Source organism: Actinoalloteichus sp. AHMU CJ021 (assembly GCF_002895405.1).
Taxonomy (GTDB): domain Bacteria; phylum Actinomycetota; class Actinomycetes; order Mycobacteriales; family Pseudonocardiaceae; genus Actinoalloteichus_B; species Actinoalloteichus_B caeruleus.
This window is the reverse complement of sequence record NZ_CP025990.1, coordinates 853631-879023: the sequence shown is the minus strand read 5'-3', so window position 1 is coordinate 879023 and position 25393 is coordinate 853631. Positions and strand designations below refer to the sequence as shown.

General features: G+C 73.5%; 22 protein-coding genes. 13 read left to right on the top strand and 9 right to left on the bottom strand.

Going from position 1 to position 25393, the window contains the following annotated elements:
- Positions 1-37 precede the first annotated feature (37 nt).
- The 3 genes from rpoZ (at position 38) to metK (ending at position 2878) form a co-directional block, all read left to right on the top strand.
- Positions 38-328 carry a DNA-directed RNA polymerase subunit omega gene (gene rpoZ / locus C1701_RS03260; protein WP_051313960.1) on the top strand — a complete coding sequence of 97 codons (291 nt, stop codon included), beginning with the start codon at positions 38-40 and terminating at the stop codon, positions 326-328.
- Complete coding sequence (gene coaBC, locus C1701_RS03255) at positions 325-1587, top strand: bifunctional phosphopantothenoylcysteine decarboxylase/phosphopantothenate--cysteine ligase CoaBC (protein ID WP_103055525.1); 1263 nt, start codon at positions 325-327, stop codon at positions 1585-1587. Before rpoZ ends, coaBC begins: the two co-directional genes overlap by 4 nt.
- 88 nt (positions 1588-1675) lie before the next feature.
- Positions 1676-2878 carry a methionine adenosyltransferase gene (metK, locus tag C1701_RS03250; RefSeq protein WP_026418861.1) on the top strand — a complete coding sequence of 401 codons (1203 nt, stop codon included), beginning with the start codon at positions 1676-1678 and terminating at the stop codon, positions 2876-2878.
- A gap of 141 nt (positions 2879-3019) precedes the next feature.
- On the opposite strand, the gene ctaD is transcribed toward metK, so the two are convergent.
- On the bottom strand, positions 3020-4798 hold the full coding sequence (gene ctaD, locus C1701_RS03245) for an aa3-type cytochrome oxidase subunit I (protein WP_081715433.1): 1779 nt from the start codon (positions 4796-4798) through the stop codon (positions 3020-3022).
- Positions 4799-5136: 338 nt separating this feature from the next.
- Here ctaD and C1701_RS03240 point away from each other — a divergent pair, with 338 nt between their 5' ends.
- Positions 5137-7176, top strand: a complete 2040-nt coding sequence (locus C1701_RS03240) for a primosomal protein N' (protein ID WP_103055523.1) — start codon at positions 5137-5139, stop codon at positions 7174-7176.
- Positions 7177-7406: 230 nt separating this feature from the next.
- Here the strand turns inward: C1701_RS03240 and C1701_RS03235 are convergent, their stop codons facing one another.
- From C1701_RS03235 to C1701_RS03220, 4 genes are all read right to left on the bottom strand, one after another.
- Complete coding sequence (locus C1701_RS03235; protein WP_026418859.1) at positions 7407-8843, bottom strand: RsmB/NOP family class I SAM-dependent RNA methyltransferase; 1437 nt, start codon at positions 8841-8843, stop codon at positions 7407-7409.
- Entirely contained in the window at positions 8840-9769 is a 930-nt protein-coding gene (fmt, locus tag C1701_RS03230; RefSeq protein ID WP_026418858.1) for a methionyl-tRNA formyltransferase, read from the bottom strand. Before fmt ends, C1701_RS03235 begins: the two co-directional genes overlap by 4 nt.
- A gap of 3 nt (positions 9770-9772) precedes the next feature.
- Positions 9773-10321 carry a peptide deformylase gene (gene def / locus C1701_RS03225; RefSeq protein WP_103055521.1) on the bottom strand — a complete coding sequence of 183 codons (549 nt, stop codon included), beginning with the start codon at positions 10319-10321 and terminating at the stop codon, positions 9773-9775.
- 135 nt (positions 10322-10456) lie between these two features.
- Entirely contained in the window at positions 10457-11299 is an 843-nt protein-coding gene (locus tag C1701_RS03220; protein ID WP_026418856.1) for a siderophore-interacting protein, read from the bottom strand.
- Positions 11300-11973: 674 nt separating this feature from the next.
- Between C1701_RS03220 and mmuM the strand changes: the two genes are divergently transcribed.
- The 6 genes from mmuM (at position 11974) to C1701_RS03190 (ending at position 16949) form a co-directional block, all read left to right on the top strand.
- Complete coding sequence (gene mmuM, locus C1701_RS03215; RefSeq protein WP_103055520.1) at positions 11974-12900, top strand: homocysteine S-methyltransferase; 927 nt, start codon at positions 11974-11976, stop codon at positions 12898-12900.
- A 185-nt stretch (positions 12901-13085) separates the two neighbouring features.
- On the top strand, positions 13086-13766 hold the full coding sequence (gene rpe / locus C1701_RS03210) for a ribulose-phosphate 3-epimerase (RefSeq protein ID WP_081715453.1): 681 nt from the start codon (positions 13086-13088) through the stop codon (positions 13764-13766).
- 207 nt (positions 13767-13973) lie between these two features.
- Entirely contained in the window at positions 13974-14606 is a 633-nt protein-coding gene (locus tag C1701_RS03205; RefSeq protein WP_026418854.1) for a riboflavin synthase, read from the top strand.
- Positions 14603-15886: a bifunctional 3,4-dihydroxy-2-butanone-4-phosphate synthase/GTP cyclohydrolase II gene (locus C1701_RS03200; RefSeq protein WP_026418853.1), complete on the top strand. Its 1284-nt coding sequence runs from the start codon at positions 14603-14605 to the stop codon at positions 15884-15886. Before C1701_RS03205 ends, C1701_RS03200 begins: the two co-directional genes overlap by 4 nt.
- A complete protein-coding gene (gene ribH / locus C1701_RS03195; protein ID WP_026418852.1) occupies positions 15883-16371 on the top strand; it encodes a 6,7-dimethyl-8-ribityllumazine synthase in 489 nt (162 codons plus the stop codon). The genes C1701_RS03200 and ribH overlap by 4 nt, the downstream gene beginning before the upstream one ends.
- A gap of 56 nt (positions 16372-16427) precedes the next feature.
- A complete protein-coding gene (locus tag C1701_RS03190) occupies positions 16428-16949 on the top strand; it encodes a PH domain-containing protein (RefSeq protein ID WP_211237529.1) in 522 nt (173 codons plus the stop codon).
- Positions 16950-17056: 107 nt separating this feature from the next.
- Here the strand turns inward: C1701_RS03190 and C1701_RS03185 are convergent, their stop codons facing one another.
- Positions 17057-17854 carry an alpha/beta fold hydrolase gene (locus C1701_RS03185; RefSeq protein WP_103056951.1) on the bottom strand — a complete coding sequence of 266 codons (798 nt, stop codon included), beginning with the start codon at positions 17852-17854 and terminating at the stop codon, positions 17057-17059.
- 383 nt (positions 17855-18237) lie between these two features.
- On the opposite strand from C1701_RS03185, the gene C1701_RS03180 reads away from it, so the two are divergent.
- The gene (locus C1701_RS03180; protein WP_103055519.1) at positions 18238-20073 is read left to right on the top strand and encodes a glycoside hydrolase family 15 protein; all 1836 of its coding nucleotides are present in this window, start codon (positions 18238-18240) and stop codon (positions 20071-20073) included.
- 37 nt (positions 20074-20110) lie between these two features.
- Here C1701_RS03180 and C1701_RS03175 read toward each other — a convergent pair whose 3' ends face one another.
- Positions 20111-20980: a metallophosphoesterase family protein gene (locus C1701_RS03175; protein ID WP_016701587.1), complete on the bottom strand. Its 870-nt coding sequence runs from the start codon at positions 20978-20980 to the stop codon at positions 20111-20113.
- A 128-nt stretch (positions 20981-21108) separates the two neighbouring features.
- Positions 21109-21711 carry an AAA family ATPase gene (locus C1701_RS03170; protein ID WP_030106674.1) on the bottom strand — a complete coding sequence of 201 codons (603 nt, stop codon included), beginning with the start codon at positions 21709-21711 and terminating at the stop codon, positions 21109-21111.
- A gap of 1070 nt (positions 21712-22781) precedes the next feature.
- Here C1701_RS03170 and C1701_RS03160 point away from each other — a divergent pair.
- Positions 22782-23453 carry an O-methyltransferase gene (locus tag C1701_RS03160; protein ID WP_103055518.1) on the top strand — a complete coding sequence of 224 codons (672 nt, stop codon included), beginning with the start codon at positions 22782-22784 and terminating at the stop codon, positions 23451-23453.
- A gap of 55 nt (positions 23454-23508) precedes the next feature.
- On the opposite strand, the gene C1701_RS03155 is transcribed toward C1701_RS03160, so the two are convergent.
- Complete coding sequence (locus tag C1701_RS03155) at positions 23509-23919, bottom strand: spore-associated protein A (RefSeq protein ID WP_103055517.1); 411 nt, start codon at positions 23917-23919, stop codon at positions 23509-23511.
- Positions 23920-24222: 303 nt separating this feature from the next.
- Between C1701_RS03155 and C1701_RS03150 the strand changes: the two genes are divergently transcribed.
- Positions 24223-25383, top strand: coding sequence for an acyl-CoA dehydrogenase family protein (locus tag C1701_RS03150; protein WP_026418847.1), 1161 nt, complete (start codon positions 24223-24225; stop codon positions 25381-25383).
- Positions 25384-25393: the final 10 nt, after the last annotated feature.

Genomic DNA, 25393 nt, shown 5'->3' with positions numbered 1-25393 from the left:
AGAATCGGACCACACCGTCGACAGCAGGAGCGCACACGTGATCACCCCCACCGAACTGGGCACTCTCGGTGCCCCGTCGAGCACCAACCTGGAGGGCATCACCAACCCTCCGATCGACGACCTGCTCGGCCAGGTCAGCTCGAAGTACGCCCTGGTGATCTACTCCGCCAAGCGCGCGCGCCAGATCAACGACTACTACGCCCAGCTCGGCGAGGGCCTGCTGGAGTACGTCGGTCCGCTGGTGGAGCCCGGCCCCAGGGAGAAGCCCCTGTCGATCGCCCTGCGCGAGATCCACAGCGGCCTGCTCGAGCACACCGAAGGCGAGTGACCCCGAACCCGGCAGCCGCCCACGACATCGTTCTCGGTGTGGGCGGCGGTATCGCCGCGTACAAGGCCTGCGAGGTCTCCCGGCGGCTCACCGAGGCGGGGAACCGGGTTCGGATCGTGCCCACCGCCTCGGCGCTGCGGTTCGTGGGAGCGGCCACCTTCGAGGCCCTGTCCGGGCAACCCGTCCGGTCCGACGTCTTCGCGGACGTGCCCGAGGTGCCGCACGTGCGGCTGGGCCGTCAGGCTGAGCTGGTGCTGGTGGCCCCCGCCACGGCTGACCTGTTGGCCAGGGCCGCGCACGGTCTCGCGGACGACCTGTTGACCAACACCCTGCTGACGGCCCGGTGCCCGGTGCTGATGGCGCCCGCCATGCACACCGAGATGTGGGAGCACCCGGCGACCAGGGACAACGTGGCCCTCCTCCGCCGCAGGGGCGTCGTCGTCCTGGAACCCGCCTCCGGGCGGCTCACGGGCTCCGACACCGGCAAGGGGCGCCTGCCCGACCCCGAGGAGATCGTCGAGCTCGCGGAGCTGCTGCTCGACCGCGCGGACGCGCTGCCCCGCGACCTGGTCGGTCGTCGGGTCGTGGTCTCCGCCGGCGGCACCCGCGAGCCCCTCGACCCGGTGCGGTTCCTCGGCAACCGGTCCTCCGGTCGGCAGGGGCACGCCCTGGCCAGGGTCGCCGCGCAGCGGGGCGCCGACGTCACGCTGGTGGCGGCGAACACCACGGACCTCCCCGTGCCCTCGGGGGTGCGCGTCGTGCGGGTGCGCACCGCCGCGGAGCTCCGCGAGGCCATGCACGAGGCAGCGCCGGAGGCCGACATCCTGGTGATGGCCGCCGCCGTCGCCGACTTCCGGCCCGAGTCGACCGCGCCGTCCAAGATCAAGAAGACGGGGAGCGGCCCGGAACCGGTCCGCCTCGTCCGCAACCCCGACATCCTCACCGAGCTGGTGGAGCGGCGGCGCCCCGGTCAGCTGGTGGTGGGCTTCGCCGCGGAGACCGGTGACGGGACCGGTGACCCGCTGCACCACGGGCGGGCGAAGCTGGCCAGGAAGGGCGTCGACTTCCTGCTCGTCAACGTCGTCGGGGACGGGCTGGCCTTCGAGGTCCCGGTCAACTCCGGCTGGTTGTTGGGCGGCGACGGCTCCGAACGGCGGATCCCCGTGGGCAGTAAGAACCTGCTGGCGTCCACACTCTGGGACGCGGTGGCACGTGCCACCGCCGGACGAGATCGAGGCGAGGGCTCAACGCTAGCCTGAATCCACGTGCGTTCCCGTGTCGGTTACGGACAGGATCAGCATGCGGCGCCTCGGACGGTCCGGGCAGGGAGAACAGATGGAGAGTCACGTGAGCGAGCAAGGGCGCAGATTGTTCACCTCGGAGTCGGTGACCGAGGGACATCCGGACAAGATCTGCGATGCGATCAGCGACTCGGTGTTGGACGCCCTGCTCTCCAAGGACCCGCGCTCGCGGGTCGCGGTGGAGACGCTGGTGACGACCGGCCAGGTCCACGTGGCCGGTGAGGTCACGACCGAGGCCTACGCCGACATCCCCACCATCGTCCGTGACGTCATCCTCGACATCGGGTACGACTCCTCCGCGAAGGGCTTCGACGGGAACTCCTGCGGGGTGAACGTCGCGATCGGAGCGCAGTCCCCCGACATCGCGCAGGGCGTGGACACCGCGTTCGAGTCCCGGGTCGGCGGGGCCGAGGACGAGATCGACCGCCAGGGCGCCGGCGACCAGGGGTTGATGTTCGGCTTCGCCTGCACCGACACCCCCGAGCTGATGCCGCTGCCGATCGCCCTGGCCCACCGGCTGTCGCGCCGGCTCACCAGGGTCCGCAAGGACGGCGTGCTGCCCTACCTGCGGCCGGACGGCAAGACGCAGGTCACCATCGAGTACGCCGGCGACCAGCCGGTGCGGTTGGACACCGTCGTGGTCTCCTCGCAGCACGCGGCGGACATCGACCTGGAGCGGATGCTCGCCGTCGACATCCGCGAGCAGGTGATGGCCCCGGAGATCGCCGACATCGGCCTGGACACCAGCGACGTCCGCCTGCTGGTCAACCCGACCGGCCGTTTCGTGCTGGGCGGCCCGATGGGCGACGCCGGGCTGACCGGACGCAAGATCATCGTCGACACCTACGGCGGGATGGCCCGGCACGGCGGTGGCGCCTTCTCCGGCAAGGACCCGTCGAAGGTCGACCGGTCCGCGGCCTACGCGATGCGGTGGGTGGCGAAGAACGTCGTCGCCGCCGGGCTCGCGACCCGCGTCGAGGTGCAGGTCGCCTACGCGATCGGCAAGGCGGCCCCGGTGGGCCTGTTCGTGGAGACCTTCGGCACCGAGACGGTGGACCCGCTGAAGATCCAGGCTGCCATCAACGAGGTCTTCGACCTGCGACCGGCGGCGATCATCCGGGACCTGAACCTGCTGCGCCCGATCTACGCGCCGACCGCCGCCTACGGGCACTTCGGGCGGGCCGACCTCGACCTGCCCTGGGAGCGCGCGGACCGGGTGGACGCGCTGCGGGCCAGCGCGGGCGCCTGACCCGCACCCACCCCCATCCCCCGTCGGGGCGTCGCCATCCCCGGTACCGGCCGCCGGACCGGGCCGCCCCCGGCCCCGTGGCGCACCTCGGGCGGCGGGTCTCCACCCGCCGCCCGCTCGCCCCTGCCGGAAGCTCCCCGATCAGTGTTCCCGCGGGTCGGAGGGCCGCTCCTCCGGCGGCTGGAGGGCGTGGGCGGCCCGTTCGGACGGTGCCGGCGCGTCCTCCGCCGGGCCGTGACCGCCGCCGGTGTGCGCCTCCAGGCGCATCCGCTCGATCATGTGCGGGTAGTGCAGCTCGAACGCCGGCCGTTCCGAACGGATCCTGGGCAGTTCCAGGAAGTTGTGCCGGGGCGGGGGAGAGCTCGTCGCCCATTCCAGCGAGTTGCCGAAGCCCCAGGGGTCGTCCACGGTCACCGGCTGCCCGAAGCGGTAGCTCTTCACCGCGTTCCACAGGAACGCCAGCGTCGACGCGCCCAGCAGGAACGAGAACACGGTGGACAGGGTGTTCAGCGTGGTGAACCCGTCACTGGGCAGGTAGTCCGCGTAGCGGCGGGGCATCCCCTCCACCCCGAGCCAGTGCTGGACGAGGAAGGTCCCGTGGAAGCCGATGAAGGTCGTCCAGAAGTGGAGCTTGGCCAGCCGTTCGTCCAGCATCCGGCCGGTCATCTTGGGGAACCAGAAGTAGATGCCGGCGAAGACCGCGAACACGATGGTGCCGAACAGCACGTAGTGGAAGTGGGCGACCACGAAGTACGTGTCCGAGACGTGGAAGTCGACCGGCGGTGAGGCGAGCAGCACCCCGGACAGGCCGCCCAGCAGGAAGGTCACCAGGAAGCCCACGCTGAAGAGCATCGGGGACTCGAAGGTCAGTTGACCCCGCCACATCGTGCCGATCCAGTTGAAGAACTTCACCCCCGTCGGCACCGCGATGAGGAACGAGGTGAAGGCGAAGAACGGCAGCAGCACCGCCCCGGTGGCGAACATGTGGTGCGCCCACACGGTGACCGAGAGCCCGGTGATGGCCAGGGTGGCGAAGACGAGGCCCTTGTAGCCGAAGAGCGGTTTCCGGCTGAACACCGGGATGACCTCGCTGACGATGCCGAAGAACGGCAGCGCCACGATGTAGACCTCGGGGTGGCCGAAGAACCAGAACAGGTGTTGCCAGAGGATCGCGCCCCCGGTGGCGGGGTCGAAGACGTTTCCGCCAAGGTGCCGGTCGACCATCATGCCGAACAGCGCCGCCGTCAGGATCGGGAACGCCATCAGGACCAGGACGCTGGTCAACAACATGTTCCAGGTGAAGATGGGCATCCGGAACATCGTCATCCCCGGGCCGCGCAGGCAGATGATCGTGGTGATCACGTTCATCGCGGCCAGGATGGTGCCGAGGCCGGAGACGATCAGGCCGCTCACCCACAGGTCCCCGCCCAGCCCTGGCGAGTGCTCGGCGTTGTGCAGCGGGGCGTAGGCGAACCAGCCGAAGTCGGCGGCCCCGCCGGGGGTGAGGAACCCGGCGGTCGCGATCGCGCCGCCGAAGAGGAAAAGCCAGTACGAGAAGGCGTTCAGCCGGGGGAACGCGACGTCCGGGGCGCCGATCTGGAGCGGCATGACGTAGTTGGCGAAACCGAAGGCGATGGGGGTGGCGAACAGCAGCAGCATGATCGTGCCGTGCATGGTGAAGAGCTGGTTGTACTGTTCGTTGGAGAGGAACTGGAGCCCCGGCTGGGCGAGTTCGGCGCGCATCAGCAGCGCCAGGACGCCACCCACCAGGAAGAACATCATCGCCGTGACCAGGTAGAGCAGCCCGATCCGTTTGTGGTCGGTGGTGCGCAGGTAGACGGTGAAGGACGAACCCCTCGGCTGCGGCGGGTGGCTTACCTCAATGATCGTGGGCGTGGGCCGAGTCGCCGAGGTCGTCATCGCGCGTTGTCCACCTGTCTGTCCGGCGGTAGGTGTCACGTTCCGGGGCAGCGTAGAAGCGGGTATTCGGCAGGCAAAATCAATGTCGCCCGTCAGAGTTGTTTTCTGTTGGAGCGGGTGAACCAACTTGACGGAAGTCGCGGGAGGAATCACAAATAAGGGTTTGGCATCGTTCGGCGGGGTGGGGGCTCAGGGCCGGTCCGCCGTCGGCCGCGCCGGTCCCCTCCCGGCCCGGCGGCGGTTGACCACCACCCGGGCCGGACCGGCCCGCTCCCCCGGGTGGCCCCCGGCGGCACCACCGGCACCCCGGGTCGGTGAGGTCTGGTAAACCCGGCGGTATGGCAGGGAGGGACCCGGGTCGACGGGGTGAGCGGAGGCCGGCGGAACGCCTGCCGATCGCCAGGGTCTGCGTCGACCTGTCCAACCCGCACCTGAACCACGCCTTCGACTACCTCGTGCCGGCCGACCTCGACGAGGACGCCGCACCGGGCGTCCGGGTCCGCGTGCGGTTCGCCGGGCAGCACCTCGACGGTTTCCTGCTGGAGCGGGTCGAGCGCAGCGAGGTCCCCCCGGCCAGGCTGGTGTGGCTGGAGCGGGTGGTGTCCCCCGAACCGGTGTTCGACCGGGAGATGGCGGAGCTCACCAGGACGTTGGCCGACCGCTACGCCGGATCGCACTACGACCTGCTCCGGCTGGCGGTGCCTCCCCGTCACGCCAGGGTGGAGCGGGAACCGGTCGGGGAGCCGGCCCCCGACCCCGCACCGCCACCGGGGGAGGCATGGGACCGCTACCCCCTGGGTGGCGCGTTCCTGGAGGCGGTGCGCGGGGGGCGCCCGGCGCGCGCGGTCTGGCAGGCCATGCCGGGGGAGGACTGGCCCGCGCGTCTCGCCGAACTCGCCGCGGCCGCCGCGTCCACCGGTCGAGGGGCCCTGCTGGTGGTCCCCGACTACCGCGACCTGCGCCGGGTGGGGCAGGCCTGCGCCTCGTTGATGGGGCCGGACGTGGTGGCGACCCTGTCCGCTGACCTCGGGCCGGCCAAGCGCTACCGGCAGTGGCTCCGGGTGTCGCGCGGTCAGGCCCGGGTCGTGGTGGGCACCAGGGCGGCGGCGCTCGCCCCGGTGCGTGATCCGGGGCTGGTGGCGATCTGGGACGACGGGGACGAGGAGCACGCCTTCCCCCGGGTCCCCTACCCCCACGTGCGGGAGATCCTCACGACGCGGGCGCGGGTCGCCGGGTCGTCCCTGCTCGTCGGTGCCTTCACCCGCTCCGTGGAGGCCCAGCTGTTCGTCGAGAGCGGGTGGGCGCGGGAGATCGCGCCCACCCGGGAGCAGGTCCGGGTGGCCGCGCCCAGGGTGGACGCGGCCGGGGACGAGACGCAGCTGGCCCGGGACCCGGCTGCCAGGTCGGCGCGGCTGCCGGGGATCGCCTTCGAGGCGGCGCGGGCGGCGCTGTCCTCGGGAGCACCTGTCCTGGTGCAGGTGCCGAGGCGCGGTTACGTGCCGGCGTTGGCCTGCGCGAGCTGCCGGGCCCCGGCCCGGTGCCGGCGGTGCGCCGGGCCGTTGGCGCTGCCGGCGGGGGATGACGGCACGCCGCTGCCCCCGGCCTGCCGGTGGTGCGGCAGCCCGGAGGCGGGTTTCCGGTGCGCCCAGTGCGGCTCCCGCCGCCTGCGGGCCACCGTCGTCGGCGCGCGGCGGACGGCGGAGGAGCTCGGCCGGGCCTTCCCGGGGGCGGTGGTGCGCACCTCCGGGGGGGAGGAGGTGCTGCACGACGTCCCCGCCGGGCCCGCGCTGGTGGTGTGCACCCCGGGCGCCGAACCCGTCGTTCCCGGTGGGTACGGCGCCGCGCTGCTGCTGGACGGGTGGGCGTTCCTGGGACGGCCGAACCTCCGGGCGGCCGAGGAGGCGTTGCGCCGCTGGTTCACCGCCGCGGCCCTGGTGCGACCGGCCGGCGAGGGCGGTCGGGTGGTGGTGGTCGCGGACCCCGGGTTGTCCCCGGTGCGGGCGTTGGTCCGGTGGGCGCCCGCCTGGCACGCCTCACGGGAGCTGGCGGAGCGGCGGGAACTCGGCTTCCCCCCGACGGTGCGGATGTGCGCGTTGGACGGTGGTCCCGCCGCGCTCGCCGAGATGCTCGACACCCTCACCCTCCCCCCGACGGCCGAGGTGCTCGGCCCGGTCCCCGTGGAGCCCCGGGGCGCGCCGGGGCCGGGAGCCGGTGGTGGCGACGACGCGGGCGGGCCGAGGGAGCGGGTGTTGCTGCGGGTGCCGGTCGAGCACGGACGGGAGCTGGTGGCGGCGGTGGCGGCGGCGACGGCCGTGCGGTCCGCCCGGAAGGACACCGAGGTGGTCCGGGTGCGGGTGGATCCGCCCGACCCGCTCTGAAGGGCGGCGCGGCCGAACGGCGGGCGACGTCGGCCCGGGTCGGGGCCGCGAACCCCGGGAGGCGCGGGCGGGACGGCGTGCGCGCGCCCCGCCGACCCGACCGGTCGGCGGGGCGGCAGCCGCCAACTGACCCACCGCCCGGGCGATCCGAGCGCCACCAGGCCGGCCACGGCTCCCCACCAGAGGCCGACGGACCGCGTCCGGCGCCGGCCCGCGCGCGACCTCGTGGGTCAGAGCTTCCGGAGGAGGGCGCAGAACATCGCGTCCGTGCCGTGCCGGTGCGGCCACAGCTGGACGTGCGGCCCGTCGCCCAGCTGGTCGACCCCGGGGAACGCGGGACGGGCGTCGAGCTGTTCCACCCCGCCGCCGCGCAGCACGTCGTCCACCGTCTCCACGGTCTCCCGCAGGTGGGGCGAGCAGACGACGTAGGCGACCACCCCGCCCGGTCGGACCAGGCCCAGGGCGGAGGCCAGCAGTTCCCGTTGGAGCCGGGCCAACGCCGCGAGGTCCGAGGGTTGGCGACGCCACCGGGCCTCCGGGCGGCGGCGGAGCGCTCCCAGCCCGGTGCACGGCGCGTCGACCAGGACCCGGTCGTAGGAGCCGGCCGGCAGCTCCGGCGCGCGACCGTCGGCCTCGTGGACCGTGACCGGCAGGTCGCCCGTCACCCCGCGTACCAGGGCGGCGCGGTGCGCGGACGGTTCCACGGCGTCCAGGGTGCCCCCGTCCAGCCCGACCAACGCGCCCAACAGGGTCGCCTTGCCGCCCGGCCCGGCGCACAGGTCCAGCCACCGCTGGTCCGACCCGGTCAGCGGGGCCCTGGTCAGCGCCAGTGCCGCGAGCTGGCTGCCCTCGTCCTGCACCGCCGCGAGCTGTTCCCGCAGCGGCTCCAGGTCGGCCGGGTCCCCGGCACCGGGGTCGAGCCGCACCGCGTAGGGCGAGTAGGGGGCGACGTCGCCGCCGGTCATCGCGGCGAGTTCGTCGGCGCTGACCTCACCGGGGCGGGCGACCAGGTGCACGGCCGGCCGGGCGTCGTCGGCCGCCAGGGCCTCCCGCAGTTCCTCGCCGGTGTCGCCGAGCGCGTCGGCGAAGGCCTGCGCGATCCACCGGGGGTGGGCGTGGCGGAAGGCCAGGTTCCCCACCGCGTCGCGAGCGGGGTCCGGAGCCAACCGGTCCACCCAGCCCGCCTCGTCGTGCTCCAGCACCCGCCGCAGCACCGCGTTGACGAACCCGGCTGCGAAGGACCCGACGGCGGCCCTGGCCAGATCCACGGTGGTGGACACCGCGGCGTGCTCGGGAACCCGGGTGCGCAACAGCTGGTACGCGCCCAGCCGCAGGACGTCCTGGAGCGGGCCGTCGACCTTGTCGAAGGGCCGGTCGCTGCACTCGTCGAGGATGGCGTCGAGCAGGCCCCTGGCCCGGCAGGTGCCGTAGGCGAGTTCGGTGGCCAGGGCCGCGTCCCGGCCGGAGATCCGCCGTTCCCGCAGCAGCCCGGGCAGCACCAGGTTGGCGTAGGCGTCGCGTTCGCGGACCGCCGCCACCGTGTCCAGGGCGGCCTGCCTGGCGGCGTCCTCCACCGGGGGTCGGGCCGGTCCCTTCCTGCCCCGGGGCGGCCGGGACCTGTCGTTCGGTCGGGGCCTGCGTCGGCCGTGTCGGTCGGGGTTGCTCACGCCAGTTCCTCTCCTGCCTCGACTCGGGCGCCGCGCGCCCAGTCGACGGCGGCCATCCGCTTCTTCCCCGGTGCCTGGACCTCGCCGAGGACCACCGGGTCGGTCGCCGTGCCCACCAGCACCCGCCGGCGTTCCACGACGATCCGGCCCGGGGGCGGTCGGTCGTCGACCACGACCGGCAGCACCGGGCCCAGTTTCAACCGTTCGCCCCGGAACTCCGCCCAGGCACCGGGGTCCGGTGTGACGGCCCGCACCAGGCGGTCGACCGCGAGGGCCGGCCTGGTCAGGTCGACCCTGGCGTCGGCCACCTCGATCTTGGGGGCGTAGCTGACGCCCTCCGCCGGCTGGTCCCGGGCCCGCAGCGAGCCGTCCTCGATGCCGTCGAGCGTGGCGAGGAGCAGGTCGGCCCCGGACACCGCGAGCCTGTCCAGCAGGTCCCCCGCCGTGTCCCGCCGGTCGATCCGTTCGGTCACCACCCCGTACACCGGGCCGGCGTCGAGCTCACGCACCAGGCGGAACGTGGACGCACCGGTGTGGTCCTCCCCGGCCCGCACCGCGGCGGGCACCGGGGCGGCACCACGGTACGCGGGCAGCAGCGAGAAGTGCAGGTTCACCCAGCCGTGCCGGGGGATGTCGAGCGTGGCCTGCGGGAGCAGCGCCCCGTAGGCGACGACCGGGCAGCAGTCCGGCGCCAGGTCGGTGAGGGTGGCCCGGAACTCGGGGTCGCCGGCCCTGGCGGGGGAGAGGACCTCCACGCCGTGGTCGGCCGCGAGTTCCGCGACCGGGGAGCGCAGCACGCGGCGGCCCCGGCCGGCGCGGGCGTCGGGGCGGGTGACGACCGCCGCCACCTCGTGCCGTGGGGAGGCGAGCAGCGCGCGCAGCGAGGGCAGCGCGACCTCCGGGGTTCCGGCGAAGACGAGTCGCACGAGTCAGCGGCCCCTTCCGGGAGACGGGTTCGGGTTGTCGTCGGGGGTGGAGCGGCCGTGACCGAACCAGTCGGCCGTCCGGATCCGCTCCAGGGCGTCCTGCCGGGTGTCGGAGGAGACCCGGTCGAGGTAGAGCACCCCGTTGAGGTGGTCGGTCTCGTGTTGCAGGCAGCGGGACAGCAGTTCACCGCCCCGCACCTCCACGGGTTCCCCGCGCATGTTCCAGCCACGGGCCAGGACGGAGCGGTGGCGGCGGCAGGAGGTGGTCAGGTCGGGGATGGACAGGCACCCCTCCCCGGCCTCCCGGACCTCGTCGCCCAGCACCTCCAGGGTGGGGTTGACGAGGTGACCGGCGGCGCCGTCGCAGTGGTAGGTGAACACCCGTAGGCCCACCCCGATCTGGGGTGCGGCCAGGCCGGCGCCCCGGTGGGCCTCCATCGTGTCCCACAGGGCGCGCACCAGTCGGCGGAGGTCGTCGTCGAACGCCGTGACCTCGACGGCGGGTGCGCGGAGCACGGGGTCCCCGAAGAGCCGGAGGGGCTGGGCGGTCACGGGTTGCTCCTCCCCTCACGGGCGCGGGTCGCCTCCTGACGGGGACGGGCCCGAGAGTCTAGCGAGGCACCGGCGTCACCCGTGGTGTCGGGAGCGGTGGCCCGGCGTCGGGGCGCGGGGAGCGGTGGCCGGTGCTCAGGCGCGCGCCACCCGGTCCTCCGCGTCGGTGGGGTCCTCCTCGGGGGCGGGGTCGTCCTGGCTGCGGTCGACGCGCCAGTAGCCGGTGAAGGCGATGGACCGCCGGTCGACACCGCGTTCGCCGACCAGGTGGCGGCGCACCGCCCGGACGGTCGACGCCTCGCCGGCGATCCAGGGCGCCACCCGACCGGGCGGGAACGTGGCCGCGCGCACGGCGTCGAGCAACGCCGCGCCGTGCGCCCCGGGGCGGCGGCCGATCCAGCGCAGGTCGACGTCTCCGGCGCTGTCGATGACCTGGCGCTCGGCCGGGTCGGCGAGCTCGACGAAGGCGACCGCCCGGTCGCCGGGCGACAGCCTCTCCAGGATCGCCGCGATGGCGGGCAGCGCGGTCTCGTCCCCCACGAGGAGCTGCCAGTCGTGCTCCACCGCCGTCCGGCGGTGGCTGGGCGCGGGGCCCACCATCCCCACCAGGTCACCGATCCGGGCGGACGCCGCCCAGGTGCCGGCCGGGCCGTCGTGGTCGTGGAGCACGAAGTCGATGTCGATGCGGCCGGCACGCGGGTCGTGGCGGCGGACCGTGTAGGCGCGCATCCACGGTCGTTCCGCGTCCGGCATCGCCAGGTACGCCTGGTACCAGCGCAGGGCGTCGCCGTCCTCCGGCATCGGCGGCGGGGCGGGGACGGCCTGGCCGGGCTTGGCGAAGAAGAGCTTCACCTGCTGGTCGGGAGCGACGTCGCGGAAACCGTCGAGGTCTCCGCCGAAGCTGATGCGCGCCAGGCGGGGGGTGATCCGCCGGACGGCGGTGACGCGCAGCAAGGAGAACCCCATCGGCAGGCTCATCTCGGCCCCCTGTGACCAGTCCACCGCGAGCGGGACGAGATCACCCTATGCGGTGGCGGGACCGCCGGTCCACGCCTCGTGACCACCGTGATCCTCCCGTCATGCGGGGTGTCTCCCCGCCCCCACCGGCGCCACCGCTGCCGCCACCGCTGGCGGTTCCGCGATCCGCGCCGCCGGCCGGTCGTCCGGGGGGAGGCGGGGCCAGCCGCTCCGACCCCCTCGGTCCGCCGGCCGGGTTCGGGGCGGATTGCGCTGGTGCGTGCCGTGCGGCCCGCCGGTCGTGCTCAGCGGGTCGCCTCGGGAGTGCGGTGGGGCGGCGACCAGCGGTGAGCGAGGTCGCGCCGTGACACGGTGCCGCCGCGCGCCTGGTGCCAGCGCACGCCGCGCGGACGGTGTCCCGCCCCATGCCACTCGTCGCCGGCGTCGCGGGCGGCGTGGTGTCGTGCTCCCCAGGGGAGTCCCGGGAGCGGGTTGGCATGGGCGGGCGCGTCCGGCGGGAGCCCGGTGGCGGGGGACACCGCCGGGCCGGCGGTGGGTGGGGCGGCTCGTGCGCGGCCGAGCGCTCCGCTGGCGGGCCAGCCCAGGCCGGGACGCTTCGATCCCACCCCGACACGGTGGGGGTCCAGGGCGGTGCGGACGGGTCGACGGCCGCGAGGCCGTGGCACAGTGGCGCGATGACGCCCGCCGCGCCCGACCTGACCACCCCGCTGCCCCTCGACGGCGGGCTGGCCACCGAACTGGAACGTGCCGGTCTCGACCTGTCCGGTGGGCTGTGGTCGGCGCGGGTGCTGGCCGAACGCCCCGAGGCCGTGGCCCGTGCCCACCTCGCCTTCTACCTGGCGGGCGCGCGGGTCGCCACGACGGCCACCTACCAGGCGAGCTTCCCGGGCCTGGCCGACTGCGGCGTGGACCGCCGCGACGCCGAAGGGGTGCTCCGGCGTGGGGTGGCGGTAGCCAGGGACGCGGCCGACCGGGCGGTGGGCCGGGGGGTCCCCCCGGGACTGCTGGTGGCGGCCTCGGTCGGCCCGTACGGGGCCTACCTGGCCGACGGGTCGGAGTACCGGGGGCGGTACGGCGTCAGCCGCGCGTCGCTCCGCGAGTTCCACCGGCCCCGGCTGGCCGTTCTCGCCGAGGCGGGAGCCGACCTCCTGGCCTGCGAGACGGTGCCAGACGTCGAGGAGGCCGAGGTGCTCCTCGACGAGCTGGCCGCCCTCGGCGGACCGCCGGCCTGGCTCTCCTACACCGTCCGGGACGGCCGCACCTCGGCTGGTCAGGACCTCCACGAGGCGTTCGCGTTGGTGCGGGAGCGGCCCGAGGTGCTGGCGGTGGGGGTGAACTGCGTCTCGCCCGTGGGGCTCGCCGAGGTCGTGCGGCTGGCCGCGAGCGCCAGCGGCAAGCCGGTGGTGGCCTACCCGAACAGCGGCGAGGAGTGGGACGCGGGGTCGGCGAGCTGGCGTGGTCCCGCCGTGTTCGACGCCGGCGAGGTGCGGTCCTGGGTGGCGGCCGGTGCCCGCCTCGTCGGGGGGTGTTGTCGGGTGGGGCCGGCCGGTGTCGCGGAGGTGGCGGCGGCACTGGCCGGCCCGGCGGGCCACCGGCCCTGAGCCGGGGGCGTCGGAGGCGTTCCGCCGCGTGGTCCACTCGGGGAGCGCCGTGCCCGGCGGCTCCTTCCCGTCGGTCCGGGGTCGTCGGAGCGCCGTGGCCGGCGGCCTCCCACCGTTGCCCTGGGCGCCTGGGCGCGCCCCGCCGGTCGGCCCGCTCCTAGACTGCCCCCGTGTCCTCCGAGCTCATGATCGCGCCCTCCATCCTCTCCGCCGACTTCGCCCGCCTCGCCGAGGAGGCCGCCGCCGTGGCTCCGAGCGCCGACCGGCGAGGCGCGGACTGGCTGCACGTGGACGTGATGGACGCGCACTTCGTGCCCAATCTGACCCTCGGCCTGCCGGTCGTCACCTCGCTGCGCGCGGCCACGGACATCCCGCTGGACTGCCACCTGATGATCTCCGACCCGGACCGCTGGGCGGTCGGCTACGCGGAGGCCGGTGCGCACAACGTCACGGTGCACGTGGAGGCGGCCACCGACCCGATCGGCGTGGCCAGGGACATCCGGGCCGCCGGCGCCCTCGCCGGCCTGTCCCTCAAGCCGGGAACCCCGCTGGAGCCGTACCTGGACGTGCTGCGGCACTACGACACGCTGTTGGTGATGTCGGTCGAGCCCGGTTTCGGCGGGCAGGCGTTCATGCCGGAGGTCCTGGACAAGGTGCGCCAGGTCCGCCGGCTGGTGGACACCGGGCACCTCAACGTGCTGGTCGAGATCGACGGCGGCATCAGCGCCGACACCATCGAGGCGGCGGCCGAGGCCGGGGTGGACTGCTTCGTGGCGGGGTCGGCCGTGTACGGGGCGGAGGACCCCGGGGCGGCGGTGGAGGCGTTGCGGGACCGGGCCCGCTCGGCGGCCCCCGACCGGGGCTGAGCGGCCGGGAACCCTGGGTCGACGCTGGTCAACCGGTCGGCCGGCCAGGCTCACCCCCACCGATCACGCCTGGTCAGCGGCCGGTGCCGTGTGTGAGGCCCGTCAACTGGTCAACCCGATCCTGTCCGCGCGCCGTGTCCAGTGGGAGAGTAGAGGTGTCGGACGGGGTGAGCCCTCGGTCGGGCTCGTGAGGAGGCAGCACGCATCGTGTTCACCGGAATAGTCGAGGAGCTGGGTGAGGTGCGGTCGTTCGACGCGCTGCCCGACGCCTCCCGACTCACGATCCACGGCCCGCTGGTGGCCTCCGACGCGCGGCACGGTGACTCGATCGCCGTGAACGGGGTGTGCCTGACGGTGGTGGAGACCGACGGTGCCCACTTCACCGCCGACGTGATGGCCGAGACCCTGCGTCGGAGCAACCTGGCGAAGGTCACCGCCGGTGATCCGGTGAACCTGGAGCGCGCCGTCGCCGTCGGCGCCCGGATGGGCGGCCACATCGTGCAGGGCCACGTCGACGGCACCGGGCGGGTGACCTCCCGGGAGCGTTCCGCACACTGGGAGGTGGTCCACGTCGCCCTGGACGCGGACCTGGGGCGCTACCTCGTGGAGAAGGGCTCGATCACCGTCGACGGGGTGTCCCTCACCGTGATGGGCGTCGACGAGCGGGGTTTCACGGTCAGCCTCATCCCGACGACCCTCGAACTCACGACCCTCGGCCGACGGCAGCCGGGTGACGTGGTGAACCTGGAGGTGGACGTCCTGGCCAAGTACGTGGAGAAGCTGGCGGCCAGCCATCTCGGCGTGACCCCCGCTCCGACGACGACCGAGGTGAGCCGATGACGACGGTGGAGAGCAGGACGGAACTGGAGGCGACCGTCGAGCGGGCGCTCCGCGACATCGCCGACGGCCGCCCCGTCGTGGTGGTCGACGACGAGGACCGGGAGAACGAGGGCGACCTGATCTTCGCCGCCGAGCGGGCCACGCCCGAGCTGATGGCGTTCATGGTCCGGCACACCTCGGGCTACGTGTGCGTCGGCCTGCCCGCCGAGGAGTGCGACCGGCTCGACCTCCCGCCGATGTACCACGTCAACCAGGACCGGCGCGGCACCGCGTACACGGTCACAGTGGACGCCAGGGAGGGGGTCGGCACCGGGATCTCGGCCGCGGACCGGGCGCTGACGGTCCGGTTGCTGGCCGACCCGGACACCGGGCCGGCGGATCTCAGCCGCCCCGGTCACGTCGTGCCGCTGCGCGCCAAGGACGGGGGCGTGCTCCGCCGCCCCGGCCACACCGAGGCGGCCGTGGACCTGGCGAGGATGGCGGGCGCCCGTCCCGCCGGCGTGCTGTGCGAGATCGTCTCCAGCGAGGTCGACGGGGAGATGGCCCGGCGTCCCGAGCTGGAGCGCTTCGCGGCCGAACACGACCTGGTGCTGCTGTCCATCGCCCAGCTCGTCGCCTACCGCCGCCGCTTCGAGAAGCAGGTGGAGCGGGTGGCCGAGGCCAGGATCCCCACCGCCCACGGCAACTTCCGCGCCTACGGCTACGACAGCGTCATCGACGGTGTCGAGCACATCGCCCTGGTCTACGGCGAGATCGGGGACGGCGAGGACCTGCTGGTGCGGGTGCACTCGGAGTGCCTGACCGGGGACGTCTTCGGGTCCCTGCGCTGCGACTGCGGTCCGCAGCTCGACGCCGCGCTGGCCACCGTGGCCGAGGAGGGCCGAGGCGTGGTCCTCTACATGCGCGGCCACGAGGGCCGGGGCATCGGCCTGATCCACAAGCTCCAGGCCTACCAGCTCCAGGACGACGGTGCCGACACCGTCGACGCCAACCTCGCGCTGGGGATGCCGGCCGACGCCCGCGACTACGGCACCGGCGCCCAGATCCTGTGCGACCTCGGCATCCGGTCGATGCGCCTGCTGACGAACAACCCGGCGAAGCGGGTGGGCCTGGAGGGCTACGGGCTGCGCATCAACGGCAAGGTCGGGCTGCCGGTCCGGCCGAACCCGGAGAACCTGCGGTACCTGCGGACCAAGCGGGACCGGATGGGGCACGAGTTGGACGGGCTCGGCGGCGACGCGGACGCCACCGGCGACGGGGGAACGGGAGTGACGGCATGAGCGGCGAGGGATCGCCCGGCCTGCGTCCGGGCGACGCCGCCGGACTGCGGGTCGGCGTCGCGGCCACCCGGTGGCACGCCGAGCTGACCGACACCATGCTGTCGAGGGCGCTCGCGGCGATCGGTGAGTCCGGTGCTCCCGAACCCACCGTGGTCCGTGTCGCCGGCTCGGTGGAGCTGCCGGTGGTGTGCCAGCAGTTGGCCAGGACGCACGACGCGGTGGTCGCCCTCGGGGTGGTCGTGCGGGGCGGGACCCCGCACTTCGAGTACGTGTGCGACGCGGTCACCGCCGGGCTCACCCGGGTGGCGTTGGACGAGGCGACACCGGTGGGCAACGGGGTCCTCACCTGCGACACCGAGGAGCAGGCTGTGGCGCGGGCCGGGTTGCCCGGGTCGTCGGAGGACAAGGGGTACGAGGCGGCGGTGGCGGCGGTGGAGACCGCGTTGACCCTGCGCGCGTTGCGCGGCGGGTCGCCGTCCGCCTGAGGCGTGTCGGTCCTGTCGGTCCGGCGAGCGGCCGGAGTGAGTGTGAGGAGCGGGTGTTGACTGAGGACCAGACCGGGCCGGAGGGCGGCGACGGGACGCTGGTGGTCCGTCCCTGGCGGGTGCGGCTGGTGGCCGTCGGCGCGGCAGTGTCCCTCGTCTCGGTGTTCACGGTGGTGGCCGTGCTGCTGAAGGAGACCCCCACCGGGGCGTTCTTCGGCACCTCGGACCAGGTGGCGATGGTGCTGTTGGGCTGTCTGCTCGCCGGGGCCGCCCTGCTGTTGGCGCGCCCCCGGTTGCGGGTCGGGCCCCAGGGTGTCGAGGTGCGGAACATCCTCGTCAGCCGGACGGTGGAGTGGCCGCTGGTGCGGGCCGTGACCTTCCCCGAGGGCGTGCCGTGGGCGCGGATCGAACTGCCGGACGACGAGTACATCGCCGTGATGGCGATCCAGGCCGCCGACCGGCACCGGGCGGTGCGGGCGATGCGCGAGGTCCGTCGTCTGCACCGGCGGCACACCGGCGTCGAGGTCGTGGAACCGGCGGTCGAGGGGGCGGAACCCTCGGCGCCCACCGCGAGGTGACCCAGCCGGTGCCCGGTGGCCCCGCCGAGGTGAGGTCGCCGGGTCCCGGCCCCCGCTGGCGGCGGGGGCCGGGGAGGGGCTGACGTCCGCGGCACCACTGACGGGCGTCAGCGGCCGAGGAACTCCCGGACGGTGTCGGCGAAGCGCACGGGGTCGTCCTCGTACAGCCAGTGGCCGCAGCCGGGGGACTCCACCAGGGAGGTGGGCGCGGTCCTCCTGCGCACCATGTCCCGGGCGTGGTCGGCTGACAGCAGGTGGCTGTGCTCCCCCCGCAGCAGCAGCGCCGGGCACGACGATCCCAGCCAGTCCCGCCACCAGTCGCCCACCCCGGCCCGTTGCACGGCCATCATGTCGTCGAGGTCGAAGCAGTACCGCCAGCCGCCGCCCGGGGCGGGCTCCGCGCTGGCGAGGAAGTAGTCGGCCACCGGGATCCCCGCTTCGGCGAGGTGGTCGGCGAGGGCCTGCCTGCTGGGCGCGAGCCGGGGCCAGTCGCGGACGTCGAGGATCGGGGTGGGCACCTCGGGCGGGCCGGTGACGGCCCCGTTGTCGACGACGACCAGCGCGCGCACCAGGTCGGGGTGGTGGGCGGCCAGCTGGTAGGCGTTCAGCCCCCCGAGGGAGTGACCGAGGACGGCCACCGGGCCGGTGGCGAGCGAGGCGGCGAGGGCGGCGGCGTCGTCGACGAAGGCCCGCCGGGAGAAGTCCCCACCCCGGGGTGAGCGGCCGTGCCCGCGCTGGTCGGGGGCGATGACGCGCCAGTCGGGGGCGAGGTCGGCGGCCAGCCTGGCGAAGATGTCCGACCGCCCGAAGGTGCCGTGCAGGGCCAGCAGCGGCGGTCCGTCGCCGCCGGAGTCGAGGACGGAGTGGGCACGACCGTTCAGGGTGACGGAACGACGAGTGATCACCCTGGCGACGGTAGGGGGCGTGTCCACCGGATTCTTCCGCGCGCCCACTCCCGCCGGCCCGATCCGCCCCTCCCCTCCCCGGAGCGGCGGCGGCCGTCCCCGCCCAGGCCGGTCGGCTCACCGGTGCCGGCGCGCGCCCATCCTGCCCGCGGCCCACCCTGCCGCGAGGTCGCCTCCCCCGTGGGGTTCGTCCGCCCTGTCCCATCAGTCATGAATGAAATTCACCTCCCTGGTGCTCCTGGTGCCTTCCCCCGGCGATCTCGTCATCAGCGACGACCAGCCAGTCGCGTTACGGTCGATCGGAGGAAGGGAAGGGCGCGTCCGGTCGTGGCACCGACGAGTCGGGGTCGGGCCGCCTGGCGGACGAGCGTGAGGGATGTGGGATGCGCCCCGACGATGCCGAGCGGACCGACGACAGCCGTTATCCCCCCATCGCCGACCACGGCCTGATCGGGGACCTGCGCACCGCCGCCCTCGTGGGCACCGACGGCACCGTCTCCTGGTTCTGCTGCCCGCGTTTCGACTCCCCGAGCGTGTTCGGGAGCCTGCTGGACGCGGAGCGCGGCGGGTACTGGCGGATCAGCCCGGACTGCCGGGTCGCCGGCACCCAGCAGTTCTACTTCCCGGACACCAACGTCCTCATCACCCGCTTCCTCACCGAGGAGGGCATGGTCGAGGTCCACGACTTCATGCCGGTGCTGCGGGAACGGGACCCCGACCACCACCAGCGGCTGGTGCGGCGGGTGTTGGGGCTCCGGGGGTCCATGCGGATGCGGGTCACCCTCGCCCCCCGGCTCGACTACGGCCGTGACTCCCACGAGGTGCGCCGCGACCGCGACGGGTTGTGCTTCGTCGGCCGCGACACCGTGCTGGGCGTCGGGGCGACGGTCGATCTCGACGTGGACCGGAACGGCGACGCGCACGGCGAGTTCGTGGTCAGCGCGGGGGAGACCGAGCTCTTCGTGCTGGAGGCCCTGGAGAGCGGCCAGCGGGCCAACCACCACCACGCCGGGGACGCCGAGGAGCTGTTCCGGCGGACCGTCGACTTCTGGCGGGGCTGGTTGGCCAGGTCCACCTACCGCGGCCGCTGGCGGGAGAAGGTCCACCGGTCGGCCCTGACGCTCAAGCTCCTGACGCACGAGCCCAGCGGCGCCGTCATCGCGTCGCCGACGGCCAGCCTCCCCGAGGACCTGGGTGGTGAACGCAACTGGGACTACCGGTACGTGTGGATGCGGGACGCGGCCTTCTCGCTCTACGCCCTGCTCCGGCTCGGCTTCACCTCGGAGGCGGACGCCTTCATGGAGTGGCTGACGCGGCGGTTCCGCCGGCCCCGGGAGGGCCAGGCCGGTCCGCTGCGGGTGATGTACTCGATCGACGGGGACCCCGAGCTCCCCGAGCGCACCCTGGACCACCTGGAGGGATACCGGGGGGCCCGGCCGGTGCGGATCGGCAACGACGCGTCCGACCAGCTCCAGCTCGACATCTACGGCGAGATCATCGACTCCGTCTACCTCTACAACAAGTACGGGACCGGCATCTCCTACGACAGCTGGCAGGACCTCATCGGCGTGCTGGACTGGCTGGGTGAGCACTGGGACCAGCCGGACGAGAGCATCTGGGAGGTGCGGTCTGGTCCGAGGGACCACACCTTCTCCCGGCTGATGACCTGGGTGGCGTTCGAGCGCATGATCCGGATGGCGCGGCAGCGCGGCCTCCCCGGGCCGTTGGACTCGTGGATGCGGACCCGCGACCGGGTGTACCGGCAGATCATGGAGCGGGGGTGGAGCGAACGCCGGCAGGCGTTCGTGCAGAACTACGACGACGACGTGCTCGACTCGTCGCTGCTGCTGATGCCGATGGTCAAGTTCTGCTCACCCACCGACCCGCGTTTCCTGTCCACCCTGGACGCCATCCGCGAGGGCCTCGTCGTCGACAGCCTCGTCTTCCGCTACGACCCGGAACAGGCGCCGGACGGCCTGTGGGGTTCGGAGGGGACGTTCTCCATCTGTTCGTTCTGGTACGTGGAGGCGCTGACCAGGGCGGGTCGGCTGTCGGAGGCGCGGGTCGCCCTGGAGAAGACGTTCACCTACGCCAACCACCTCGGTCTCTACGCCGAGCAGATCGGCCTCACCGGGGAGCAGCTCGGCAACTTCCCGCAGGCCTTCACCCACCTCGCGTTGATCAGCGCGGCGGTCAACCTCGACCGGGCGATGGGCTGAGCGAGCCGGGGCGGGCCGGGGTCCTCGGCCTGGCGGCTCACCGGTGACCGGGCAGCAGGTGGTTCGAGGTCGTGCGGCTCGGGTCGGCCGGCAGGATGCGGCGGATCGGGTAGGGCGTGGGGGTGCGCCGCCGCCACTCGCGGGGGTAGCCCAGGGAGACCTCCTCGAACCGGACTCCGTCGAAGTCGAAGGTCAGCGGGATGTGCAGGTGCCCGTACACCGCCACGGCCGCCCGGTAGCGCAGGTGCCAGTCGCCGGTGGCGGTGGTGCCGCACCACATCGCGAACCTCGGGTACCACAGCATGGTGGTGGGGCCGCGGTGCAGCGGCCAGTGCGACACGAGGATGGTGCGGCGGTCCGGGGCCACGGCGTCGAGCCGGCTCTCGGAGTAGCGGATGCGTTCCGCGCACCACGCCTGCCGGGTGGGGTGCGGGTCCGGGTGCAGCAGCATGTCGTCGGTGCCGACGACGCCGGTCTCGTGGGCGTCCCTCATGGCGGCCTCGAAGGAGAGCCCGGGTTCGCGGAAGCTGTAGTCGAAGAGGGTGAACAGCGGGGCGATGGTGAAGGTCTCGTCCTCGGTCTCCCAGTCGGGGAAGGGGTCCTCCGGGGTCAGGACGCCGAGTTCGCGGCAGACGTCGACCAGGATGCGGTAGCGCTCCTCGCCGCGTGCCTTGACCGTGTCACGCGAGGTCGTCCACAGTTCGTGGTTGCCCGGCACCCAGATGACCTTGGCGAACCGCCGCGCCAGCAGGTCGAGCGTCCAGGTGATCTCGGTGACGGTGTCCCCGACGTCGCCGGCGACGATGAGCCAGTCCTCGGGCGTGTAGGGGCGGAGCCGCTCCACCACCTCGCTGTTGCCCTCGTGTGACACGTGCAGATCGCTGGTGGCGAGCAGGGACCGGGCCATCCCGGCAGGCTACCCGAGCGCGCCCGGTGGTCGGGTCCCCGTCGCGGTGGCCCGGGTCCTTCGAGGTGGGGGCGTGGCGGTTCGGGGTGCTGGTCCGGGGTGGACGCCCGAGGTGGGGCCGGGGCCGGTCAGTCGTCCCGCCGGTCCGGGGTCACCAGTGCCTCGTCCGCGTGGGCCAGGATGTCCTCGACGGTGGCGGCGGGCGTCTGGTCGGAGGTGTCCAACCAGAGCCCCTGGCGGGGGGTGTCCGCGCGGAGCAGGCCGTCGAGGGTGGCGACGTCCCAGGTCAGGTAGCCGTCCTTGGTGCGCTCGCGTTCGCGGTCGGCGATGGCCCGAGGGGTGGGGGCGAGGACGACGAGGCGCAGGGGTCGGGTGCGGAGCGTGGCCAGGAACCGGGTCAGGTCGGGTCCGATCAGGATGTCCTCGACGACGACGGTGAAGCCCTCCTCGGCGAGGAGGTCGGCGGTGTGCGCGGTCAGGCGGTGTCGGAGGCGCAGCTGTCGTCGGGCCTCCTGGGTGGGGTGGGGGGTCATGTCCTCGCGGCCGCCGCGCACCATGCGGAGGAAGGCGTCGCCGCCGACGTGGGCCGAGCGCGGGAGGCGGTCGGCGAGGGTCCGCGCGACGGTGGTCTTGCCGGCGGCCATCACTCCGGTGAGGACGAGCACGCCGGTGAGCGGGGGTGGGGTGTCGCTGGTGGAGGTGTTCGGGGGTTCGGTCACGGGCAGCAGCATCGCGCGGGGGTACCGGGGCGACAACGGGATTTCCGGTGGTGTGTCGGCGGGTGGGTGGTCCCGGTCCTGGGCGGCGAGGTTCCCGGGGTGGGGGTTCCGTCCGCCGTCCGCCGCCCAGCCAGCCAGCCAGCCAGCCGGGCGGTCTGGGGTGAGTGGTGTTCCGGTCCGGTGGGAATCCGCCGGACCGTTGGTTCCGGCTGATTGTTTCGAGGTGTCGGGAGTGGTCGTGGAAAGTTGACGGTGATTGCCTCGGAGCGTCTTTCCGAGGGCAATTCGCTCGCATTGCGTGGCGTGTGGCGCCCCGCTCGTGGTGCGCGCGAGAAGATGATCTTGATTTGAGCGAGCGCGTTAGTGCGCTGCGTGCACGCGGGACTCCGCAGCGTATCCCCCACATCGCGGTTATCGTTACTCCGATAGAAGGAAATTCACTGTCGACGGTCGACACCCTCCGAGGCTGGCCCTATTCGCCGTGGAGGGAAGAATGCGTGTGTGACCAGCGTGGATGCCGCATCCCGCGCTTGGCGGTCGCGGCGCGGCCGAGGTGGGACCCGCTCGTTCGGGGGATTGGGGAACCCGGAGTCGATTGCGGTTCCGTCGGTCATCCGTGTTAGAAATTCAGCCGGTGACTGACCGACCGTCGGTCACCGGGCATGGGGGTGTCCGCGCAATGCTGGGGGAGCATCCGGATCCCGTTCGCGAGTGTTCTCGTGAACGGGAACGGCTGAATCAGGTGAAGCGCGGACAGCACGACGGAGGAGACCACGTTGGTGGTACCGGCGCGGTTCGCCTCCATTCGGACAGCGTCCCATCGCGGGGGTTCCGTTTCACCGGAGGGGGGAACGGGGCGGAGGGAACGCGTCCTCGGGGGAGGAAGGTGCCTCGTGCGTGGACGGCGCCAGCCATGGGGGTGGCTGGCTGCGGCCTCGCACGGGGCACGGGCCCGGCCTCGGGTTGGGGGCCCGAGGCCATCCGCCCGGTCGGGGGTGCCGTGCGACCTCCTCATCGCGCGCGGCCCGCCGTCGGCCTCCCGTGGCAGTAGAGTCGGACGGGCCGTTCGGGAGGAGGCGCTGATGCCGTCGCAGGACCGCTGGGCCGAGGTCGACGACTACCTGACCGGGCTGCTGGTGCCCGAGGACCCGGTGCTCGACCACGTCCTGTCCGCCAGCGCGGCGGCCGGGCTCCCCCCGATCAACGTCGCCCCCAACCAGGGGAAGCTGCTCCACCTCCTCGCGGTGATCACCCGGGCCCACACGATCCTGGAGGTGGGAACGCTCGGCGGGTACAGCACCGTGTGGTTGGGTCGTGCCCTCCCCGAACACGGGCGGCTCGTCACCTTGGAGGGGGACCCGAGGCACGCCGAGGTCGCGCGGTCGAACCTGGAGGCGGCCGGGCTGCTCGGGAAGGTGGACATCCACATCGGCCCGGCCCAGCAGACGATGGCGCAGCTCGTCACGGCGGGGATGGGCCCGTTCGACCTGATCTTCCTCGACGCGGACAAGCAGGGGTACCCGGCCTACCTGGACTACTCGCTGAGCCTGTCCCGCCCGGGAACCGTGCTGATCGCCGACAACGTCGTGCGGGACGGGCGGGTCGCGGACCCGGACAGCGGTGACGGGGCCGTGGAGGGCGTCCGGTCCTTCCTGGAGCTCGTGGCGGACGAGCCGCGCCTGTCGGCGACCGCCGTGCAGACCGTGGGCGCCAAGGGCTACGACGGTTTCGCGTTGGCCGTCGTCGGCTCCTAGCCGGCGGCACGGGGTCGTCAGCGCCCGGCGGCGGGCTGGCCGCGCTGATGCCGGGTCAGCCGCGGTTCGTGCCGTACCGGGTGTCCTCCGAACCGTTGCGGTACCCGCCCCAGTCCACGCGGGTGCCGGCGGCGGCCCGGTGCACCGGCCCCGCGTAGGTGGTGAGGAAACCGCGGTCGTGCCGCCAGTCGGCGGGGGTCTCGGGCGACCGCTTCAGCCAGACGTTCATCAACAGCCGGTCGCCGGGGGTGTTCCCGAAGGCCACGCGGTTGTTCCCGTTGCCCGCGTTGTAGGTGAGGAAGACGGTGGCCTCGACGAGGTCCAGGGAGTTCACCACCGAGTACCCGGAGCCGCGCTGCCCGCCGTAGGAGGCGGCCGCCGCGGCGCCGGGCGGGACCACGGAGGCGACGAGCATGAGGAACAGCGCGGCCAGGGCGGTGCGGCTCCGACGTGCGGACGTCCTCATTCGCGGCTCCTCGCCTGGCGGTGCGCACGCGCCGCCGAGGCCAGGACGCGGTCGACGTCCCTCCCCGGCCGACCGAGCGGAACCGGCACCGTCGCCGCGCCCTACCGCCCTTCGGCGTGAACGCCACCCGACCCCGGTGGGGTGCTCCACGCGGAGGCGTCCCCGGTGGGCCCGGAGCGCCGCCGGCGAGCGGCGGCGAGGGCCGACGTCGCCGACGCGGGAGCCCCGAGTTGTGGCAGGCTCTGCCGCGGAAGGCCCTGAACCGCCGACGAAGGCGAGGTCGACACCGTGGCACGTCCCCCGATGCCGGATCCGCTGGCGCTACTGGACATCGACTCGTTGCTGACCGAGGAGGAACGGGAGATCCAACGTGGTCTCGCCGACTTCCTCGACGCGCGGGCGCGGCCCGGCGTCGCCGACCGCTTCGAGCGAGGGGTGTTCGACCGCGACCTCGCGCGGGAGCTGGGCGCGTTCGGGGTGCTGGGCATGCACCTGACGGGGTACGGCTGCGCCGGGCTCGGCCCCGTCGCCTACGGGTTGGCGTGCCTGGAGCTGGAGTCGGTGGACAGCGGCCTGCGGAGCTTCGTGTCGGTGCAGGGGTCGCTGTCGATGTTCTCGATCTGGCGGTACGGGTCGGAGGAGCAGAAGCGGGAGTGGCTGCCCCGGCTGGCGGCGGGGGAGGCTGTCGGCTGTTTCGCGCTGACCGAACCCGACGCGGGCAGCGACCCGGCCGCGATGCGGACGCGCGCGGTGCGTGACGGCTCCGACTGGGTGCTCACCGGCACGAAGACGTGGATCACCAACGGCGGGATCGCCGACGTCGCCACGGTGTGGGCCCGCACCGAGGATGGGGTGCGCGGCTTCCTCGTGCCCACCACGGCCAGGGGCTTCCGTGCCGTGGACGTCCCCGCGAAGTTGTCGTTGCGGGCCTCGGTCACCTCCGAACTGGTCCTGGAGGACGTCCGCCTCCCGGACACGGCCCGGCTCCCCCACGCCGAGGGTCTCGGCGCTCCCCTGTCCTGCCTGAACGAGGCCCGGTTCGGCATCGTCTTCGGGGCGGTGGGCGCGGCGCGGGACTGCCTGCGCACGACCCTGGACTACGCGTCGACGCGGGAGCAGTTCGGACGGCCGATCGCCGGTTTCCAGCTGACGCAGGCCAAGTTGGCGGACATGGCGGTCAGCCTCGGCGGGTGCGCGCTGCTCGCCGTCCACCTGGGACGGTTGAAGGAACGGGACCGGCTGCGGCCGGAGCAGGTGAGCGCGGGCAAGCTCAACAACGTGCGCGAGGCGATCGGCATCGCCCGGGAGTGCCGCACGGTACTGGGCGCGAACGGGGTGACCCTGGACTACTCGCCGCTGCGGCACGCCAACAACCTGGAGTCGGTGCTCACCTACGAGGGCACGGCCGAGGTGCACACCCTCACCATCGGCCGTGCGTTGACGGGCATCGCCGCGTTCCGGTGAGGAGCGCGCG

Excerpts from the sequence above, each read along its gene's own strand:
- mmuM (WP_103055520.1), top strand. The coding sequence starts at position 11,974 with ATGACGCCCGCCGCGCCCGACCTGACCACCCCGCTGCCCCTCGACGGC.
- rpe (WP_081715453.1), top strand. The coding sequence starts at position 13,086 with ATGATCGCGCCCTCCATCCTCTCCGCCGACTTCGCCCGCCTCGCCGAG.
- C1701_RS03240 (WP_103055523.1), top strand. The coding sequence starts at position 5,137 with ATGGCAGGGAGGGACCCGGGTCGACGGGGTGAGCGGAGGCCGGCGGAA.
- C1701_RS03175 (WP_016701587.1), bottom strand. The coding sequence starts at position 20,980 with ATGGCCCGGTCCCTGCTCGCCACCAGCGATCTGCACGTGTCACACGAG.
- C1701_RS03150 (WP_026418847.1), top strand. The coding sequence starts at position 24,223 with ATGCCGGATCCGCTGGCGCTACTGGACATCGACTCGTTGCTGACCGAG.
- C1701_RS03220 (WP_026418856.1), bottom strand. The coding sequence starts at position 11,299 with ATGAGCCTGCCGATGGGGTTCTCCTTGCTGCGCGTCACCGCCGTCCGG.
- ribH (WP_026418852.1), top strand. The coding sequence starts at position 15,883 with ATGAGCGGCGAGGGATCGCCCGGCCTGCGTCCGGGCGACGCCGCCGGA.
- C1701_RS03170 (WP_030106674.1), bottom strand. The coding sequence starts at position 21,711 with ATGCTGCTGCCCGTGACCGAACCCCCGAACACCTCCACCAGCGACACC.
- C1701_RS03180 (WP_103055519.1), top strand. The coding sequence starts at position 18,238 with ATGCGCCCCGACGATGCCGAGCGGACCGACGACAGCCGTTATCCCCCC.
- C1701_RS03160 (WP_103055518.1), top strand. The coding sequence starts at position 22,782 with ATGCCGTCGCAGGACCGCTGGGCCGAGGTCGACGACTACCTGACCGGG.
- C1701_RS03155 (WP_103055517.1), bottom strand. The coding sequence starts at position 23,919 with ATGAGGACGTCCGCACGTCGGAGCCGCACCGCCCTGGCCGCGCTGTTC.
- C1701_RS03200 (WP_026418853.1), top strand. The coding sequence starts at position 14,603 with ATGACGACGGTGGAGAGCAGGACGGAACTGGAGGCGACCGTCGAGCGG.
- ctaD (WP_081715433.1), bottom strand. The coding sequence starts at position 4,798 with ATGACGACCTCGGCGACTCGGCCCACGCCCACGATCATTGAGGTAAGC.